Here is a 20,579-nt window from a genome sequence, read left to right as displayed (position 1 = left end):
TTTTTCTTCTTTGATTGTTATATAAACGAAAGAAGTCGAAAAGTATCGGAATGAGGGGGTGAGAATCTGGATAAACATTTGTTAGAAGCATTATATCAGCGATATTATAAAGAATTATATATTTTTGTCTTTTCACTTTGTGGAAGTGAGAGTGTAACAGATGATATTTTGCAGGACACCTTTTTAAAAGCCTTACTGACATTGAAGGATTCTCATACCAATATGCGGGCATGGCTTTATATGGTAGCGCGTAATCTTTACTATAACTATTATAACAGGCAGAAGAAGCAGATGATGGTCGAAGCATCTGATTTCGAGCATGCAGCCATGGAGGTACATATATCACGAAGAGAAGACTTAATACAAAGGGATATTCTGGAAGAAATTCTTCATAAAGAAGAGAAGAAGCAGCTTTTAGAAGCGGTAAGCCAGTTAAAGGGACAGAAAAAGGAAGTGATCCTATTACAGTATTTTGGGGACTTTTCACAGAAGGAGATTGCGGCGATGCTTAAGATCACTCCGGGTAATGTGAAGGTTCTCTCTTACCGGGCGAAGAAGGAACTGAAGGATTATTTAACGAAGGAGGAAGGAAGATGACCTATCGTGAATTATTAGAATTATATAAAGCAGGAGAGCTGGAATTAGAACAGAGAAAGCGGATCGAGAAAGATATCGAGAAGCAGGAAGCAATCAGTGATTATCTCTATGAACAGGAAGGAATTCCCGGTTTGGAAGACGTTTTTGCAGAAGAAGACCGGAACAGCTTCGTTTTTGCAGATGGAAGGCAGACAGAGACAGGGAAAGAGAAAGCAGAAGCTGATGCTCAGGAACAAAGAGCGAGAGGTCAGCGAGGGAAGAACAAGAAAAGAAGAAGTACCAAGGAAGAGGATATCGATACAGAATTTATCACAATGATCAATCGTTCCATCAGACGGGCATTTCGAAGATTAGGGTTAACCGTTCTCGCTTTAGCGTTCGCATTAATTCTATTTGTACAGTTCTGCTTTCCGACCATAGTATCCTGTTTCTATTATAATCCAGCGGAAAATATCGGGAATAAGGATTATACGATCAACAAGATGAGTCGTGATATGGCAGTATACTCAGAAGTCTTTCTTCCGGGAAAGAGAAGAGTTTCTGTTGAAGCAGAATCAAAAGGGTATGGAAAGTATAATATTACAGTGAACCAGACTTCGAGCTTTACAAGAAACCTGACCGATGTATCCGGAGAGATTGTCCGAGGCAAGCTGAGATATTACGACAATAATATTTTAAAAACACCGGTTAGCAATGCCTTTGCATACAGTAACCTTGTTGGAAAAGAAGAGAATACATTAGAAGAGAATTTACAATGTACCAGAAAGTATTTTCAACTGAAAGAGAACGAAGAAGTCAATATGTGCGCTGCTGGTACAAAAGAACAATCTATAGAATCATTAAAAAATCTGGATTCTCAAAAAATGTATATAGGTTACATATCTCTAGATAAGATCATGCCTTATGCCGATTTTAAAAAGTACGTAGATAAGCAGGATCTTTCAGAAGTATGGTGTGCAGTACAAGTATTAGAACCACAGAAAGACGAAGGAGATCTTGAAGAGGCTGCCGATTTTTCAAACAAGGATAAAGCAGAGGCAGGAGAAGAGTATATAACGGATTTCCTCTCCGGTGCAGCAAATATTGGTTTCGTATGCGTACCATCTTATAATGCAGCCTTCAACTGGGACGATAAAAAGTATCCGGCCCTTCTGCCGGGATGTGAAACAGATCAAATGGATGAACCAGATCACTGGGACAGCGTAGAAAACAATCTTAAAAAAGAAAACTATGCCAGACAGCATTTTGTAAGTCTTCTTAATTATCTGTCAGATCAGAAACAGTTTCTGAAAATGATAGCAGGAGATGATTACTCGCCGGAAGCATTAAAAGAAATGGCATCCTACGTTAAAAAGAATGGTCTTAAAATATATGGTTTTACAACGATTGCAGATAAAGATACCTTACTAAAACTCAGTAAGCAGAGCGAAGTATATGAAATCTATACCGAAGAACTGAACTAACTATTCCTTTGCCTGCTTTCTATTCATTCATAAAATCAGAATAGCGTAAAAGCCAGGAAAGAAAATAAAGAGAAATACCTTTACAATTTTTTTTAAGTGCGCTATTATTTCCATGAAAATATTTTACGGAAAGGAACGATATTATGATTAAAAATAAACTGAAAAGAGTGCTTGCAGTAGCATTAGCCGGAATGATGGTAGCAGGTGTTGCGGGATGTTCCAGCAGTAAGGATGCGAAGAAAAACAACACAGCTAAGAGCGAACAGGGAACCGAAGCAACGACAGAAAGTAAGGCAAATACAACAGCAGACTACGTAGCATCGAATGTGACACTTCCTGACAACTTCGACAACATGATCTATCCGATCGAAGCGTTAATGGTACAGAAGCTGTCGAAAGGCTATGCATATTACACGAACGACACGAGCGAAGAAGAAGCAGATTCCTTCTGGTTTTCCATGGCAGTTCTCACATCCTTAATGGAAACAGAATCCGCATACGGAGATGGCGTAGAAGAAGACTCCTTCTACTATCTTAAAGAGAACACAACGAATATGTATGCCTCCGCATTATATAACACATACGGAAAGGGCGACATGGAATTCCCTGAAATTTCAGACGGAGATAAATACGCAACCTACGATGATGATAAAGACATGTATGGATTCTTAAAAGGTGACGTAGGAAGCCTCGTCCCATATATCACAGACTGTACAAAGGACGGAAGTGACTATATCATCACAGCACAACTTCGCAACAAAGATACAGACGAAGTAAGAGGAACTTATCAGGTAACGATCACAGAGACATCATTCGATGGCGATGATAATAACTTCGCTTATTCTGTAACAGATATCACAGCAAAGAAAAATAGTTCCTACGGCTTTGACGAAGAAAACACAACAGACAAGAGCGAAGAAGAAAAGAGTACAGAAGAAAGTACTTCTGAAGAAGGAAGCACAACAGAAGCAGACAGCGAAACAGATACAGACTCTGACTCATCAAGCAGCAGCTCCGAAAGCATTTCCCAGGATGATGCGTTAAGCCAGGCAAAAGATTACTACGGCAGTGATGCAGAATACTCCTACAAGAAAAAAGTAACCGTAGGTGATAAAGAATATTATGACTTCTCTGTAAAAGGAGACGATATCAGCAGCACAGACGTATTAGTATCCGTAGATGGACAGGATGTCATTGGCGGAACACAAAACGATGACGGCAGCTGGTCATTTGATCAATAAAGTTACGTTTCATTAAGAAATAAAAATAGCAGTTAAAATGGCATAAAAACAAACAGGGCTATCTCCGAAGAGATAGTCCTGTTTGTTTTTCGAGACTTTTTAATATACCGATAGGTATATCTTTCTTACCATGGTTTGGTATAGTTGCCAGAGTAGAAACTCCTGCTTTCTTGTACTGATGGTGTGAACCACTAATGCGAACAAGCTGCCAGCCGTTAGAGGTAAGTTTTTTCTCGATAGATTTAAAATTATTACTCATATGTATCTCCTTATATTTGCAAAAGTTAATAGCAACAAAAAAAGCTGAACTTTTATATAAGACATATGAATAATATATACATATATTATAACTTTGACAGACAGAATAGTCAATTAAAAAAATTGAAAAAAACTATTGACAGGAATAATAACACGTGTTACAATACGTATCAGAAACAGGGATGATTAACTTAAAGAACTTTTCGCAGAGAGGAGAGTATTTATGGGAACATTGGAATTGTTTGATATTACAAGATATGTATCTGAAAAAAATGTGGAAATCTTAAGAGGAGGTATTTGTTTATGAGTATATTGGGATGTTTTACATGTCCATTACAAATTGTGTGCAGATTAAGCGGCAAGGAGTTGTGTCATTGATAATATTTAATAAGGCATCTGTCTTATAAAGGCAGATGCCGAAAAAAAGGTAAGGAGAAAAATAAACCCATGAAAGAAAACTATATTTATCCAGCAATTTTTAGTAAAGGAGAAGAGGGAGAAACAGAAATTCGTTTTGTTGATTTTCCAGATATACTTACATATAGTGAAACAGATGATATAGATGATGTTGTGAGAACGGCACAGGATATACTAGCTTTAACCATTATGGATTATGAAGCAGAGAACAGAGAACTTCCTAAGCCATCGTCAGATATAAAAGGAGCAGCATATATTCATATATGGATGCCGTATTTTAGAAATAATATAAAGGAAATTTATGTAAAGAAAACGGTAACAATTCCTCAGTGGCTGGATATCTTAGCAAAAGGTAAAAAAGTCAATTTCTCGGCTGCTATGGTTCGGGGAATTAAGGAAGAACTAGGGATTGAAAATAGATAAATATGTATTAAGTTATTAAAAAGGAGGGACAGCAGTGAAAAATTTATGTATGCTTGCTAAAATTATTGCAAAAATTATCGTAAGATAGTATTTGTATCCGGGGGGGGGTACAGAGAAGAAGCTTTGTTGTTGTATAGTTTATATCTAAATTTATCCTATATTTATGATTGTATTTAAAAATGAGAGGAGTCTTTATTATGTTAGGTAAGTTAGAAGTAGCTGCACGTATTATTGTTGCTGTAAGTGATATTCTTCGGGGATCTTTTTAATGTGTTTAATGAGAGGTGATTGGTTATGAGAAGAACAAGATCAGACTGTACTGTAGGAACATTTGAAAAAAAACATGGATTACCACCAGGAACTATTCGTAATAAAAATGGAAGAGACACCAGAAGTGATAAAAAAATTGGAACAATCCGAAAAGAAAGTCGCTAATATGTAATCAGCTTAAGAGCAACCAGAGAAGATGTCATATCATCTCCGGCTGCTTTTTTTATTTTACTTCGAACATTCCAAAACCCTCAGAATTCTTGGAACCAAGGCCGGCATAATACAAAAAGTCGAGAATATCGGAAGGCGCTTGTAATTGATAAGTGCCTTTCCAGCCATTAATATAAGTATGATTTTTAAATAATGTTACATATTTGTCTCGACTGCTTACACATATAGTCGAGAACTTTATATATGGAACAGAATTGTTATGATAAAGAGAATAATACTTTCGCTGCAGATTATCATTAAGCCAGGTTTCATAATGGTCTTCGAGAGGATTATGATAAATAGTTTTATTCCCTTCGGGAGTAGAAACGGTGTGGTATAAGACAATTGGGGAAAGCATACGAACTTGTATGCGATTGCTTGTTATCTTATAAGAATCCGTATTTATATCTGTAATATGAATATTGGTGCCTCCAAGATGAAAAAGAGTATTAGAATATAAGCCATCAAGGAAAGCTTCGCTGAAACGAAAGTCTGCACTGCGAACTTCAAAAGTAACCGCACCAAAAAAACGAATTTCTTTTCGTTGTCTATTTACGTGGTATGTTCCGTTCAATGGACCAAAAGTAAAAAGTTTAAAAGAACTTCCGGATGTACGATAGCCTTGTTCATGTAAAAATTGACTGTAGTTTTTATTGCTGGAAATAACAGAATAAATAAAGCCTTGTAATATGTGGTGGTGTGCCAAAGGTAAAGTAAGGACACCTTCAGGTTCAAAAGTGAGGTAAAAACGCATAACAATCCTCCAGATTTATTATATAAATTTATCAAACTATACTATATTATAAATAAAAAGTTTGGATTTGCCAAGAAAATGAGATAAAATAAAATTATAAATAAGAGGGAGGGAAAGAGAATGAGCAATTCAAAATACGCACTGGCAATGTATGATGTCAGAGGAAAACAAGAATACATATTCAAGACAAATAAGTTAAAAGAAATTGTCGGAGGATCCTGTATTATCAGAGATTGTTTTAAAGAATACTTATTCCCGTCAGCAGAAGAATATATGAGACGTAAGGCGAAGAAGGAGGGAATACCATTATCTGATGATGCAGTCTGTGGGATTTATAACTATAATGATCCAAAAAAGGAACCAGAATATATTAGTGAAATAAATAAAGGGAAAGAGTTTTCACAGAAGGCATTTGAGCGTATGATGCAGGATGAAAAGTGTGCTGCAAGATATGCAGGTGAAGTTGTGTATGAAGGGGGAGGTAATTTCTTTGTATTATATAAAGACAAGGAAACCTGTATAGAGATTAATAAGATTTTTACAAGAAAGTTATTAAAAGAATTGTATACGTTAAAGGTGCTGTGTACTTATATTGAATTGGAAAATGGTTTAGTAAATTTTATAGAAGATCGGAAGAAATTATATGAAAAGCATCGAATCAGTGAAGCGGAAGAGAGCGTGATTTGTCCGGTAAACACACTGCCGTTTGTTCAGGTGGACGAGGTAACTTCGCTTCCATTAACAAAATATAATGAAAATACGAGGAAAAAAGTAAGTACAGAAGCAGAAGCTAAGCTGGCCAAACATTTAGATGTTTATAATGAGAAGTATGGAGAGAAAGATTTAGATAAACTGGTAACCAGAAAAGGTGAGGAAAGTCTTCTTGCAGTGGTTTATATTGATGGAAATAATATGGGAGCGAAAGTGCAGAATGTTTTAGGAACAGAAACATCCTATGATCAATGCGTAAAAAAACTACGTGAAACATCTGAATTTATTCAGAAAAATTATGTAGAGGACCGAATAAAAGATATAGACCAGATGTTGGAAGAAAAAGCAAAGAAAGGGAAGAAAAAAGCAGGAAAGCGATTAGTGGTATTTGCAGGAGATGAAATTAATTTAATCTGTAATGCAAGAGATGCTTATGATATAGCAAAAACATATTTAAAAGGGCTTCATCAAGTAAGCTGGAAAGATAGTACCGAGCCATGCAGCGCCTGTGCAGGAATTGCTATTTTTCACAGCCATGCACCATATGCTCAAGCTTATAAAATAGCAGAAGAATGTTGTGAATCTGGAAAAACACGAATGAAAAAGCTTGAAAAAGCTCGTGAAAAGGAAGGAAAAAGTAAAGAAGTCTGCTATATTGATGTTCATTATTGTCAAAAAGGAATCGGAATGAGCTTAGAGGATATTCGTGAAAAAGAAGTAGGTGGGTTAATAAGTAAACCATGGCTTTTAGATATGGCAGATGAGAAAAATACAACAAGTAAAATGCCAGAAGATATTACGATAATGGAAATAGAAAAAGTTGTAGAAGCACTTCAGATGATAGAAAGTCGTACAAATGTAAAAGATTTGGCGGTAGCTGCAAAATTGTCTGAGGGCGCATTTAATCTTGAAATGCGAAGAATTTATGCACATCAGTCTGATGAAGATATCAAACGTAGAATGAAAGAAATATTTGTACAGGAAGACAGAGAAGAATTTGGACAAAAATATAAGAAATACCGGAAAATGATTTATGATATTGTGATAGTTTATGATTTGTGGTTTCGCAAAGAAGAGGGGGAAGAAAAATATGGTAACAATTCAAAATAGTTTGAAGATTACGTTAAAGTCTGATCTATGTGCAGGTTCCGGTTTTTCTTACGCAGGACTTATTGATAGTGATATTTCGTACGATAAATATGGAGTTCCATTTATTTCAGGAAGGCGTTTAAAAGGATGCATGAAAGAATCTGCCTACATGATTAAAACAGATCAAGCACAGATAAAAAGAATTTTTGGTGTATCAGGAGATAATGGCAGCTATGGTGTGATAATAGGGAACGCATTTCCGATCGGATGGAAGAAAAAAGAAAAAGCAATAGAGACTTTAAAAGAAAAGACATTTGGTGCAGCGGAATATTTAGGTGCGCAGGAGTTGCTAGATCAGTTTACGATGGTGCAGGCGCAGACACAAATAGGAGAATCAGGCGTAGCGCAGGATGGATCTTTACGATTTACAAGAGTTGTAAGACAAAATAATTTTGCACAAAAAGAAAAGGCACTCGTATTTGAAGCACCGATTAGCTATACTTGTAGAAAAGAAGAAAGAGAAGTATTAGAAAATGTACTTTTACGCATTATGAAAGCTACAAGACATATTGGAATGAAGAGAAATCGAGGACTTGGAAACATACAAATAGAGATGGGAGAAGGCCGGGAACTTTATTCTAAGACAGAAATAAAGGGATTGGATACTGTTGCGGGAGAAGAAGGAAAAGTAAAGATTCAGTATGTGATTCAAAATCATGAACCGTTAAAAATGAGTGCAAATGATATTCGGGGGTCTGTAACTTATATCAGTGGTGCGAGTGTACTTGGCGCAATCGCTGCACAGTATTTGAAAACAGGAACAGCAGAGGATGAGGCATTTCAGGCTCTGTTTTTAGATGGGCAGGTTTGTTATTCTGATTTGATGCCGGTCTCTAAAAAGGGAGAAGAGTATCTTATTTGTTATCCTGCGCCACAGTATATCAATCGTCTAAAGAAAACAAAAAAACTGGTGAACATTATTTGCAATGATGAAAAAGAACAGGAAAAAAGATATAAAGAAGATATTTCTTATTGCTCAGACAATGGAAATCAGCCCAAAAAACTAAAAGGAAAATATGTAGCATGTAAGAATGGGAAATATGCCGTACATGAAGTAGAGATGGAGATGGTCTATCATCATAATACAACAGAAAAAAGTAAAGATAGACCTAATGGTTTACTGTATTCAGAGGAAGTCATTGAGGCAGGACAATTATTTGGTGGAACAATTCTGACAGAAAAGAAATGGCTTAATGTAGTGCTTGAGTTACTGTCTCAAACCGACCTGCGTTTTGGAAAGTCGAAAAGTGTACAGTATGGTCACTGTTATATTGTAGGGGATGTGGAAGTAACAGCAGCAAAATCAAAAACTAAGCAGGAGATATTTCCTAAAGGAGATTCAATTATGGTGACACTTCGGAGTGATGCTGTATTTATGGACGAGGAAGGAAATTATACAGTATATCATGAAAAAGTGCGACAGGAGATTGCAAAATATCTTGGAATTACCAACACAAGGCTAAAGACGAGTGTAGGTTATACAGGGGATTATATCCAGACAAAAGTATTAAATGGATATCATGCGAAATGGAATTTGAAAAAACAATCTGTTCCGGCAATTGCAGCAGGAAGTGCTTTTAGTTTTGTATTGGAAACGGATTTAAAGGAATATCCAGAATATATAGGTGAACGAAATATAGAAGGTCTTGGAAGAATCTCCATAACAAATATAAAAGATTGCTGTTATTGTATTGATGAATTAGACCCTCAGGAGATGACAAACAAAATACTACATTTGGATAAAAAAGAACAAATACAGCAGGTAAGAGCTGAGCTTGATGAGTTAGAGCCACAACTTAAAGTAATTCTTCAGGAAAAATTATATAAAAGAATGCAGAAAAACTGGTACGAAAACATACAGCAAGATAAAAAAGAGAAACGTCTCAAAATTTCTGCGGCTACATTAGGGCGCGTGAAATTAATGCTTATGGAAGCGGTAAATGAATGTAGAGGAGAAGTTAATGAGGCAGAAAGAATATATTTCAATCTGAAAGAAAGGATTCAGTCTGTTAAAAGAGAAGAAGTGCGTGATGAATTGACAGACTTTTTGTCAAAATTATTTGGGAAAAAGGTATTTAGAGAGTTAGAAAAAGAAGAGGAAAAATCAGACTTGAAGATAAGTATAGTAAAAAGCCTGATACAAGACAACAAAGGAAATGTGTATAAAGAATATACAGATTTATGTGATTGGTATGGAGAAGAAGCAGCTCGGAATCTGGCATATGAACTCTGGCACTATTGTTTACAGGAGCAGCTTGTTTTACAGAAGTATTTAATGAAAGAGAAGGAAATGACGGAGGTTTAATAATGGGGGAGATAAAGAAAAAGGTATATTATCGTTACAAATTTAAAATTACCTCTGCAATGAATATTGGGAATGGACAAAATGAAGTAACGGATAATGATTTGATAAAAGACGGAAGTGGAACACCATATATTCCGGGAAGTACAATAACAGGAATTTTTCGAAGTGTATTACCGAAAGAATATCAGTCTTTATTTGGAACAGTAAAGAATCTGGAAACCGATACAGATAAGAACGGACAACCAGAAATAGAAGCCAGTCAGGTTATTTTATATGATGCAAAAATCAAGAAAAAAGATTATAAAATATCAGTAAGAGATAGTGTTGCTTTGGATGAGTATAAAACAGCGCTGGCAGGTGCGAAATTTGATTTTGAAGTGTTGGAACCGGGTATTGAGTTAGAAACCTGGTTAGAGCAGGATATCAAGGATGAAGCTGGAGATATACCGCAAGAAAGAGAAGTTGGGTATCTAATCGCACAGCAGTGGAAAAGGGGACACATTCACTTTGGTTCTAAAGCTTCACGTGGACTGGGACAGACAAAGCTTTGTAAAGTACAAAGAGCAGAGTTTATATGGGACGAAGCCGGAATAGACCAGTGGCTGGATTTTGATATGTATAGTGAGAACGGATGGGTGGAGCAAAGTATAGAGCAATTTGCTGCATCTGAGGAACAAGACAAAGGTCTTCTTGAAATCATTCTTTCCCTGAAACAAGAAAGTGGAATCTCTATTCGACGTTATACAACAACAGTACAAAGAGAAGGTGAAAATAGAGAACCAGACTATAAACAGATGTCTTATATACGTGGTAAAAACAACGAAGAGATTCCGGTTATTCCGGGAACTTCCTGGGCAGGAGCATTTCGCCATCACATCAATCGAATCACAGAAAATAAATTCGAACAATACTTTGGTTCAACTAGTCATAAATCGCAAATTTATTTTAGTGAAAGTGAGATTAAAGACGCAGTAGAAAAAGTATTAACGCATAATGCTATTGATCGTTTTACAGGAGGAATCATTGATAGAGCATTATATACAGAGAAAACCTGGTTTAATGGAAAAACAAAATTAAAAATTCAACTGGATGCAAGAAAGAAGGCTTTTAACAGGGAAAATAATGAAAAGACGATAGAGAAAGAATTTTATGCAGCTTTATCGGCAGCTATATTGGATTTACACTTAGGAATACTTTCTGTTGGTGGGTTAACATCCATTGGAAGAGGACTATTTTCTATTGAAAAAATACAGATCAATGGAGAAGAAATTCCGGTTGCACAGGAAGCAGAGGAAATACCACATATGTACCAGCAATTGATACAGAAGATGATGGAAGGAGGACATGCATAATGAACTTAGATGAAATAAAAATCAAAAGGGAAGTTCGGAAAATAAATAAGGGGTATTTATATGCCGCCTTCACAGATAAGATATGCATTTTAAAATGGCCGTTATCCATTCAAGAAGAAGAAATGCTGGAACAATCTTTTCAAAAAATGCTGGAATGCCGTATATTTAACGAACAGATGGAATACCGCATAATTCGTTCAACAATCAAGAGAGAATGGAAAAGCCGTTTTATTGAAGATCAGACAGCAGAAGAAGATACGGAACAATACTATACAGAAAGACAATATTTAGATATTGATTCTACCAGAACAAAGGCAACAGAAGAGGGTTTACAATTCACAACAACGGGAGGAGGAAGATTTATTCTGCCAATAACGTATAGTAAGAAGCCTTCGGATATCAAAATTAAAATAAGGAATTATATTGGCTATTATGAAGAAACAGGTCAGGCATATGTAAGAGACTGGCGGATATGCGGATTTGAAACGGTAGGAGAAGTTTAAGGGGGAAGGAAAATGACCAAAAAAAATATGTATAAAAAGTCAGATAGAACTTTTGTAAATCCTTATAATTTTGTGTCGATTGATCGAAAAAAAATAAAACAAGAAAATATAGAAGAAACATACAAAGATAAAGAAGAACTTCATACAGGATATTTAGATTGTGTATTGGTTGCAAAAACGCCTCTGGCGATACCAGATTTACCAGAAGGGGAAGAGTCTGGCGGAGAAAGTAAGCATGATTTTTTTTCAATAAACGAGAATAATCAAAAAAATCCTATGATACCGGGGAGCAGTCTTCGAGGGATGATTCGTTCAGTATACGAAACAATAACAGAGTCCTGTTTATCGACGATGAAACCAAATACGCATTTGTTTTCAAGAGCAGGTGCAGAAAAAAAAGAAATCTATAAACCAGGGATTTTGAAAGAAAAAGATGGTGAGTGGAAATTATATACAGTAGAAAAAATTTATAAGATTCCAGATAAAAACGCTTATAAAAAAGGAAAAAAAATCAAAGTAAAAATAAAACAATCATATAGAACAGAAATAGAAAATGAAGTTAGATGCCTTGTCGCGGATGACAATACAAAGTTTCGTATGGGGGATTCGGTAAAAATTGAAATAGAGTCTGGAATGTATGTATCCAAATTATCACTTGTTAATGAATCAGATCAATATGTATATGTAGGGGAAGCTTTTTCAAATAAAAAATTTGAAAGGGTATTTGAAATAGGTAAAGAAATCAGTGATTTAAGAGAAAATGCTGTAAAAACTGCAATGCAGCTTTTGGAGGAAACTTTAAAAGTTTATAGGAATACGGCAATTAATAAAATGTATCCTGATGAGCATACAGGATACGCTGATTATGAATATGCCAAAAAGGAAAAGAAAGTAATTCCTATATGGTATCAAAAAGATCAGAAGACAAAGAAAGTAAAGTTATCTATGGCATGCATAGGGCGGATTGGATATTATACAACGCTTGATGATTTAGCAAAGAAAAAAGTTCCTTGTCAAAATAGAAAAAAGTTATGCAGTGCCTGCAATTTATTTGGTATGGCCAGAGAAGAGGCAGTAGGAGGAAGAGTAAGGATTACAGATGCCAGAGCAAAAGGGGAAGTTAAATGGCAAAAAAATGTTAAGTTAAAAACATTAGCTACGCCAAGATATTCATATTGGCCTTTTTATGCAAAAACGAATTCTTTTAAATATCCTACAGACTATGAAAGTCCAGAAGTCGAAATAAGAGGAAGAAAATATTACTGGCATATTCCGGAAGCCGCACACAATAAAGATATTTATAGAGATTTAAGGAAAGAAGAGAATATAAATCAAAATATGCAAAGTGGATATTTTAATTTGGCAGACACTGGAAGTGAATTTGAATTTAGAATTTATTATAATGAAATAACAACAGTACAGTTAGATGAATTAAAATGGACATTATGTTTGGGGGAAAATCAATTAAATGGAAATTTGTGTCATAAATTAGGAAGAGGGAAACCGTTAGGATTAGGAAGTGTGAAAGTCTGTATTATTAATCAGACAGAAAGAAGATTGTCTCCGGAATATCATTTAGAGATAGAAAATAATTTAGAAAAATTAGGGGGAATGTTACATAAACAATATAAATCGGTAACAGAAATACAACGCATTTCTGATTTCAATATTATGGAAAATAGAAAAGTCGAATATCCAATGATTTTATGTCCTGAAAGTATACAGGAAAGCGATAGAGCTAAAAAGAATGACTTAGCATCACATAATTGGTTTTCGGAAAACAAATCTCCAAAAAATAAAAAAGAAAATAAGGTTCAATGTCTTCCTGAAATTTTGTCGGAAGATCCGATTTTATATCATTATGAATATATGGATACGTCTAAATTAAATTCAAACAGGAGCAATACAACACAAAAGGAAAAAAACAGAAGATGATAAGAAGGGCATCGGGAACTGTGTCGATGCCCTTTTTTGGAGCGTGCCCATAGGTAGTGTTAGTACTTCTCACACTATATAAAACATGAGAAAAAATAATAATATTGATAAATGTAAAAAAAAGTCCGTCGACCTCTAATTCTGCATGAACAGTGCGTTTTGGACAGATTATTTAAACAGTATTTCATCAAAAAAGCATAAAAAATTATGAAAAATGACTTAAAAAGTCTGTCGACCTATTTACATAATTAACCAAAGGTAAAAAACGTAGAAAATAAGCAGAGTTTAAGAAGAATAAGCATTGGAGGTCGACAGACTTTTTTGCAAAAAATGGGTTGAAAATGGAAGAAAAAAGAGATATTATAATAACAAGAGCTGATAAAAACAGTTGGATTACATTACCTATGAGGGATTGAGACACAACAACATTGTTTTTATCTTTAACATTTGATACGGGGATTACATTACCTATGAGGGATTGAGACTATCGATGCTAAATAATTTCTTCATATAGATACCTCCGGATTACATTACCTATGAGGGATTGAGACGATTTCTTAAAAGCAATTACGCCAACCGTACCAGGATTACATTACCTATGAGGGATTGAGACATGTTAAAAGACTTAAATGTATACTTTTTATTTATTTTTCGGATTACATTACCTATGAGGGATTGAGACGATTTATTCGGAATAGTGTTTATATCTTCATTTTTATGGATTACATTACCTATGAGGGATTGAGACATAGGAAACGGAGTATCTACATAAACAGTTCCATATGGAAGGATTACATTACCTATGAGGGATTGAGACTCTCGAATTTCTTCTAGTCCTGATATTTTACTTGTTAGAGGGGATTACATTACCTATGAGGGATTGAGACTTTTTTAAGGTCTTATATTGATTATTATTGTATTACGGATTACATTACCTATGAGGGATTGAGACTTTTTTGAAAATGTAATTTTAGTTTTAATCATAGGATTACATTACCTATGAGGGATTGAGACGTAATAAACTACTCCATCGTAACCATATTCAAGTTTACCGGATTACATTACCTATGAGGGATTGAGACGCTGAAACATTTAGACGAATATCTTTCCCGTCTTCGGATTACATTACCTATGAGGGATTGAGACGGTGCGATAATTTCATCATAACCAATTTTATCATTAAGGATTACATTACCTATGAGGGATTGAGACCTTTATATTGCATATGTTTTTTAAGTTAAAAATGAGGATTACATTACCTATGAGGGATTGAGACGTTAATTCTTCACAATACTCAGCACTGATTTTCTCTCCATAGGGATTACATTACCTATGAGGGATTGAGACATTATCCTCCGCATTTTTAAAAATAAGATTTCTATTATCTTTAGGGATTACATTACCTATGAGGGATTGAGACCTTGTAAAAGGGTTATAATTACACATATTTTTTCATTGGATTACATTACCTATGAGGGATTGAGACTTAATGCAACTTGAAAATTTTCTTCTACTCTTCGTCTTCGGATTACATTACCTATGAGGGATTGAGACATAAGACTTTTTAAAAGAAATGATTCCAACAGTTCCGGATTACATTACCTATGAGGGATTGAGACCTCATTTTACCATATACCGGTTTTAAAACATCTTTTAACAGGATTACATTACCTATGAGGGATTGAGACATTGTAAATCCATTGATGATTTTCACATCTTTTTTTGGATTACATTACCTATGAGGGATTGAGACTTTAATCTTTAAATCATCAAAATATGTCATGGTATGGATTACATTACCTATGAGGGATTGAGACGGCACAACGCGATTATTAAATTTGATCAATATGCGTAATATTGGATTACATTACCTATGAGGGATTGAGACTGTGAATTTGATTCTTTCCGGAAATACCTGCTTAACGGATTACATTACCTATGAGGGATTGAGACGATTTATTTTACCAATGAATTCATCATTGTTATGGTTGATAACACGGATTACATTACCTATGAGGGATTGAGACCCATACTGTATGTCTGTTAAAACACCATCTGATGGATGGATTACATTACCTATGAGGGATTGAGACTATCTTTTTCATTATTGAAATCATAATTAATAATATGGATTACATTACCTATGAGGGATTGAGACGATTTCGCATTCCCATAATAACAAATTCCATCTGATCTGGATTACATTACCTATGAGGGATTGAGACCCTTCATCCAACCCTTAATTCTTCCTTCTTTTTTCTCGGATTACATTACCTATGAGGGATTGAGACAAAAGAGAAAAAGTTGATAGCTTCATCATAATTAAGAAGGATTACATTACCTATGAGGGATTGAGACAGTTAAATAAATTTTTTTTGTACATAATGTACCTTCATCGCGGATTACATTACCTATGAGGGATTGAGACATACATCGAAACAATTTCTATTATCTTCACGGAACATACTTGGATTACATTACCTATGAGGGATTGAGACGATTGCTGCGATTACCATATTATTATTGTTTTCATTTGTACTGGATTACATTACCTATGAGGGATTGAGACAGATATAACCTCTCATACAAACCGTCTGTTGACGAAACGGATTACATTACCTATGAGGGATTGAGACTTTCTCAAAGCAAAACCGTAATCGAAAGAAATATTTTTATCGGTTTCTTTTGTATTGCATTACCTATGAGGGATTGAGACTTCTAACATCGAGATGATGTAGTATTTTCCAGTTAAAGGATTACATTACCTATGAGGGATTGTATAATGGTCTCATAAATTAAGACACTTTTTCGGACAGTTTTTAATGAATCTGATATACTTAAACCAGTATGAAAGAAAGGATCCATTATCATGTCCAGACAAAGAAGAAATTTTAATGCCAAATTCAAATCAGACCTTGTAATTGAGCTGCTTAAGGGTGAGAAAGATCTCAATACCCTTGCAACTGAAAATAACATCCAACCAAATCTGCTCCGCAACTGGAAAAAAGAGTTCTTGAACAATGCTTCGGTTGTGTTCGACGACAAGCGTGAGGAAAACCTCAAAGAAAAGCTTGCCGAAGAGCGTAAGGAGAAAGCGGAGTATGCCAAAAAGGTTGGTCAGTTAACCATGCAGGTTGACTGGCTCAAAAAAAAATCTGAAGAAATTTGTGGACCTGACTACGAGAGTAAGTTTAGTCCAAAACCTTTTGACGACTAAGGAAATTCCGGCTTCTGTTGGCGCCAGGTTGCTTGACATCAACCGTACAAGCATTTATTACAAGGGTGCCCCTATTTCAGATGAGGAACTGGCCTGCAAAGAGATCATTGATCATCTCCATACAGATAATCCCACTTGGGGCGCAAGACAAATGTCTGCACAGTTAAAAACCCGTGGTTACCAGGTTGGACGCCGCAAGGCAAGACGCTACATGAATGAGATGGATATTTACCCGATTTATCCAAAGATGAATCTTTCCAAGCGAATGCAGCAGGCGAAAGTATGTCCATATCTTCTTCGTAATGCGGTCATAGACAAACCAAATCAGGCATGGTCTATTGACATTACATATATTCCGATCAAGCGCGGATTTCTGTATCTGACAGCCGTGATCGACTGGTATAGCCGTTGTATTGTCGGCTGGGAAGTGGATGACACACTTGATACCAGAATGGTTATCAGTGCCCTGAAAAAAGCTTTCAAAGTGGCAAAACCTCAGATCTTGAATTCAGATCAGGGTTGTCAGTTTACAAGTCAGCAATACATTGACTTTGTAAAGGAAAACGGTATCCGCCAGAGTATGGATGGAAAAAGCCGCTGGGCAGACAACATCATGATTGAGCGCTGGTTCCGCAGCTTCAAGTATGAGGAAGCCTATCTGACACAGTACAACAACATCAGGGAAGCAAGGGCTGCTATCAGACAGTATATCCACACCTACAACTTTGAGCGACGCCATTCTGCACTTGATTACCAAACACCGGCTGAATGCTACTATCCGGCAATGTTGATGCCATATGTAGCTTAGCATATATTGGATCTGGGGAGTGCTCCACTGTTCTCTCCATGTTCCTTGTAACTTGTCCACCATATCAGTTCATTATAAAAATCTTAGATTTTTGTCTTGACAACTGAGCCACTATATTGAGACCATATTCAGCCAACATTTCATCTTCGACCACCTTATAAGGATTACATTACCTATGAGGGATTGAAACTTCTTCAATTTCTTTTTTTAAGAACTACAATTAAATATAGACATAAGATATGAAAGATGGTGGGATTGTGACAGAAATTAGTCTGGAGGCTATTTTTGATGCAGAAAATTTGCAGAGAGCTTTTGAATCTTTTGAAGGAAAAAGAGATAGCTGTGGAGCAGATGGTGTCATGGTATCAGATTTGCCGGAATACTGGAATGCAAACCAGGTGGTGATTAAGGATACGATTTACAGTGGGAATTACAGTCCGGGGATTGTAAAACAACGAGAAATTGTTTCTAAGATTGGAAAACATAGAATCATTTCTCAGATAAATACGATAGACAGATTTCTATTGAGAGCAGTGGCGCAAGTTATATCAGGAAGGCTGGATTCAGAGTTTTCAGAATATTCTTATGCATATCGAGAGAATAAAGGAACACTTGCGGCAGCAGAGCATGCGGCTTTTTGTATGCAGGAAGGGAAAAGGTGGAGTGCAGAATTGGATATTCAACATTTTTTTGACTGCATTCCCCATGATCGGCTGATAAAGAAGCTTAGAAGATATGTGAAAGATGAGAAAGTAATGAATCTGATTCTTTCTTTTTTACATTGTACGATTGAGGATGATTATCGCATTTCACAAAAAACATTAGGAATAGTGCAGGGGTCCCCGTTAAGTCCGGTACTTAGTAACTTATATTTGAATGATTTAGACCAGTACATGGAGAACAAAGGATATTCTTTTTGCAGATTTGGGGATAACATTAATACATATACCACTTCTTATGAAGAAGCCTGGCAGCAATTACAGGAAGTAAAAAATTATTTAGAGGAGAAGGAAGAACTTCTTATTAATGAAGGAAGAACTGGGGTTTTTAAGGGGATTAATCGAAGGCTTCTTGGGTTTGTATTTGAAGAAAAAAGTGGAAAAGTAGTTGTAAAGCGGGCAAAGAATGCAGAAAAAACGGTATTTCGGGGGTGGTATACTACAGGAATACAGAAAATTGATAGAAATTATCATTTGATAAATGATGGGATTCTGACAAGACAGGATTATAATATATTATTTGAGAATAAAGAAAGGAAGAAGTACATTCCAGTAGAGACAATGGATTCGCTGTATATATATTCCAATACGATATTTACCAGTGAATTTTTTTCTTTTGCGAATAAAAAAGGAGTTAACATTGCATTTTTTGATAAATTTGGAGAAAAAATCGGGAGTTTTGTTCCGCAAAATTGCAGAAAAAATATGAAAACACAAATAAAACAAATGCAAATTTATCAAGATACAAAGGAGAGGCTTGCAATTGCAAGAAAGCTCGAAATTGCCAGTATTGCAAATCTGCGAGCGAATCTTCGCTATTATGGAAGAAGAAAAGAATCACAAATTCTTACACAGGCAGTAGAACAGATGTCTGATTATGTGAAGAAACTAAATGAGGCGCAGGATGTAAATGGATTAATGTTAATTGAAGCACAGGCAAGACAGAAATATTATCAGTGTTTTAATGAAATTTTAGATAGCCAGGAATTTGTTTTTACGAAAAGAACCAGACGTCCGCCAAAGGATTCATTAAATTCAATGATAAGTTTCGGAAATACGATGCTTTATCAAAGGATTGCGAATGAAATTAATCGGACTTCTCTGGATATTCGAATTGGATTTGTTCATGCGGCAGGATTTCGCCCAGAAAGCTTGAATTTGGATATTGCAGATTTATTTAAACCAATTCTTGTGGATCGCACGATATTTACGCTTATAAATCGAAAAATGATTCACGCGGTTGATTTTGTTGAAGTAGAACAGGAAGGAATCTTTATTTCAGGAGAAGGGAAAACACTTTTTATTCGAGAATTTGAAAGGAAACTTTATCAGACGATTCTGGTTGAAGGACAACAGAAAACCTATGATTATATAATAAAAAGAGAAATACAAAAAATAAAAAAATATGTAGAGCAAGGCGAAAAATATGTTCCGTATAAATATATATAGCGATAAAATGATAAACAGGTAGAAAAATGTTTGTAATTCTTGTATACGATATTAATATAAAACGTAATAAAAAAGTGTTAAAAATATGTAGACGATATCTGAATCATGTGCAAAAGTCTGTTTTTGAGGGAGTTATAACAGAAGCAAAGCTCAATCGTTTAAAAGATGAAATCAAAACGGTCATCTGTAAAGAAGAGGATAGTGTGGCTATTTATGAATTTGAAACATTAAAATATAGTTCTAAAGAAGTGATTGGATTAAATGAATTAGGAGATAATATTCTATGAATTTTATTAATTTATCAAACCATCCCTCTAGTGGCTGGGGAGAAGAACAAAAACAGGCAGCAAAACAATGGGGAACAATTATTGATTATCCTTTTCCTGAAGTAAATGCACAAAGTTCTACTCAGAATATCAAAGAATTAGCAGAGACAATAGTTATAAGTGTTTTAAAAAAGAATCCATCGGCTATTATGTGTCAGGGAGAAATGACACTTACATATCAGCTTGTAAAGCTTTTTAAAGAAAAGGGGCTTACCGTACTTGCAGCGTGTAGTGAGAGAAAGATAAGCGAAACAATATTGCCGGATGGAACGTATCAGAAAAAAGCTGTTTTTCAGTTTGTAAAATTTCGTGAGTATTGATATCAGAGAGGTGAAAAGAATTATGAAAAATGTACTGTTATTGTGTATGAGTGCAATTAAAGAAGAGGGAATAAAGGAAAATCAATACGTATATACGTTGAGTGATGGAAAAAAGCAGGATGAAGTATGGGGCTTTGTAACAAATGAAGCAC

The 20,579-nt window shown here is 35.3% G+C and carries 17 protein-coding genes and 1 CRISPR repeat array; of the genes, 15 read left to right on the top strand and 2 right to left on the bottom strand.

Annotated features, from left to right (window positions below):
* Positions 1-78: 78 nt before the first annotated feature.
* From EHLA_RS11315 to EHLA_RS11305, 3 genes are all read left to right on the top strand, one after another.
* Positions 79-597 carry an RNA polymerase sigma factor gene (locus tag EHLA_RS11315; RefSeq protein WP_242970724.1) on the top strand — a complete coding sequence of 173 codons (519 nt, stop codon included), beginning with the start codon at positions 79-81 and terminating at the stop codon, positions 595-597.
* Positions 594-2,060, top strand: coding sequence for an anti-sigma factor C-terminal domain-containing protein (locus EHLA_RS11310; protein ID WP_096240905.1), 1,467 nt, complete (start codon positions 594-596; stop codon positions 2,058-2,060). Before EHLA_RS11315 ends, EHLA_RS11310 begins: the two co-directional genes overlap by 4 nt.
* A 143-nt stretch (positions 2,061-2,203) precedes the next feature.
* Positions 2,204-3,301: a hypothetical protein gene (locus tag EHLA_RS11305; protein ID WP_096240904.1), complete on the top strand. Its 1,098-nt coding sequence runs from the start codon at positions 2,204-2,206 to the stop codon at positions 3,299-3,301.
* Between the two features lie 58 nt (positions 3,302-3,359).
* Here EHLA_RS11305 and EHLA_RS11300 read toward each other — a convergent pair whose 3' ends face one another.
* Entirely contained in the window at positions 3,360-3,560 is a 201-nt protein-coding gene (locus EHLA_RS11300) for a type II toxin-antitoxin system HicA family toxin (protein ID WP_096240903.1), read from the bottom strand.
* Positions 3,561-4,006: 446 nt separating this feature from the next.
* On the opposite strand from EHLA_RS11300, the gene EHLA_RS11295 reads away from it, so the two are divergent.
* On the top strand, positions 4,007-4,399 hold the full coding sequence (locus EHLA_RS11295) for a type II toxin-antitoxin system HicB family antitoxin (RefSeq protein WP_096240902.1): 393 nt from the start codon (positions 4,007-4,009) through the stop codon (positions 4,397-4,399).
* 294 nt (positions 4,400-4,693) lie between these two features.
* Positions 4,694-4,834 (top strand): hypothetical protein, encoded by a 141-nt coding sequence (locus tag EHLA_RS16445; protein WP_173854295.1) that lies wholly within the window; start codon positions 4,694-4,696, stop codon positions 4,832-4,834.
* A 58-nt stretch (positions 4,835-4,892) separates the two neighbouring features.
* Here EHLA_RS16445 and cas6 read toward each other — a convergent pair whose 3' ends face one another.
* Positions 4,893-5,633, bottom strand: coding sequence for a CRISPR-associated endoribonuclease Cas6 (cas6, locus tag EHLA_RS11290; RefSeq protein ID WP_096240901.1), 741 nt, complete (start codon positions 5,631-5,633; stop codon positions 4,893-4,895).
* A gap of 120 nt (positions 5,634-5,753) precedes the next feature.
* Between cas6 and EHLA_RS11285 the strand changes: the two genes are divergently transcribed.
* The 10 genes from EHLA_RS11285 (at position 5,754) to EHLA_RS11245 (ending at position 20,427) form a co-directional block, all read left to right on the top strand.
* Positions 5,754-7,454: a Cas10/Cmr2 second palm domain-containing protein gene (locus tag EHLA_RS11285; RefSeq protein ID WP_096240900.1), complete on the top strand. Its 1,701-nt coding sequence runs from the start codon at positions 5,754-5,756 to the stop codon at positions 7,452-7,454.
* Positions 7,435-9,798 carry an RAMP superfamily CRISPR-associated protein gene (locus tag EHLA_RS11280; RefSeq protein ID WP_096240899.1) on the top strand — a complete coding sequence of 788 codons (2,364 nt, stop codon included), beginning with the start codon at positions 7,435-7,437 and terminating at the stop codon, positions 9,796-9,798. Before EHLA_RS11285 ends, EHLA_RS11280 begins: the two co-directional genes overlap by 20 nt.
* A 2-nt stretch (positions 9,799-9,800) precedes the next feature.
* Positions 9,801-11,150: an RAMP superfamily CRISPR-associated protein gene (locus tag EHLA_RS11275; protein ID WP_096240898.1), complete on the top strand. Its 1,350-nt coding sequence runs from the start codon at positions 9,801-9,803 to the stop codon at positions 11,148-11,150.
* Positions 11,150-11,653, top strand: coding sequence for a CRISPR-associated protein Csx19 (gene csx19, locus EHLA_RS11270; RefSeq protein WP_096240897.1), 504 nt, complete (start codon positions 11,150-11,152; stop codon positions 11,651-11,653). Before EHLA_RS11275 ends, csx19 begins: the two co-directional genes overlap by 1 nt.
* A gap of 12 nt (positions 11,654-11,665) precedes the next feature.
* Positions 11,666-13,588 (top strand): TIGR03986 family CRISPR-associated RAMP protein, encoded by a 1,923-nt coding sequence (locus EHLA_RS11265; RefSeq protein WP_096240896.1) that lies wholly within the window; start codon positions 11,666-11,668, stop codon positions 13,586-13,588.
* A gap of 390 nt (positions 13,589-13,978) precedes the next feature.
* A CRISPR array of direct repeats spans positions 13,979-16,370; the repeat unit is 29 nt; unit sequence GGATTACATTACCTATGAGGGATTGAGAC.
* 87 nt (positions 16,371-16,457) lie between these two features.
* Positions 16,458-16,805, top strand: a complete 348-nt coding sequence (locus EHLA_RS16670) for a transposase (RefSeq protein WP_229097941.1) — start codon at positions 16,458-16,460, stop codon at positions 16,803-16,805.
* The gene (locus EHLA_RS11260) at positions 16,795-17,613 is read left to right on the top strand and encodes an IS3 family transposase (protein ID WP_242970654.1); all 819 of its coding nucleotides are present in this window, start codon (positions 16,795-16,797) and stop codon (positions 17,611-17,613) included. The genes EHLA_RS16670 and EHLA_RS11260 overlap by 11 nt, the downstream gene beginning before the upstream one ends.
* Positions 17,614-17,870: 257 nt before the next feature.
* Positions 17,871-19,781 carry a CRISPR-associated endonuclease Cas1 gene (gene cas1, locus EHLA_RS11255; RefSeq protein WP_123864856.1) on the top strand — a complete coding sequence of 637 codons (1,911 nt, stop codon included), beginning with the start codon at positions 17,871-17,873 and terminating at the stop codon, positions 19,779-19,781.
* 26 nt (positions 19,782-19,807) lie between these two features.
* On the top strand, positions 19,808-20,068 hold the full coding sequence (gene cas2 / locus EHLA_RS11250; protein ID WP_096240894.1) for a CRISPR-associated endonuclease Cas2: 261 nt from the start codon (positions 19,808-19,810) through the stop codon (positions 20,066-20,068).
* On the top strand, positions 20,065-20,427 hold the full coding sequence (locus EHLA_RS11245; RefSeq protein ID WP_096240893.1) for a CRISPR-associated protein: 363 nt from the start codon (positions 20,065-20,067) through the stop codon (positions 20,425-20,427). Before cas2 ends, EHLA_RS11245 begins: the two co-directional genes overlap by 4 nt.
* Positions 20,428-20,579: the final 152 nt, after the last annotated feature.

Origin of the sequence: Anaerobutyricum hallii, assembly GCF_900209925.1 — a bacterium.
GTDB classification, from domain to species: Bacteria; Bacillota; Clostridia; order Lachnospirales; family Lachnospiraceae; genus Anaerobutyricum; species Anaerobutyricum soehngenii.
This window is presented reverse-complemented; position numbering and strand designations above follow the sequence as displayed.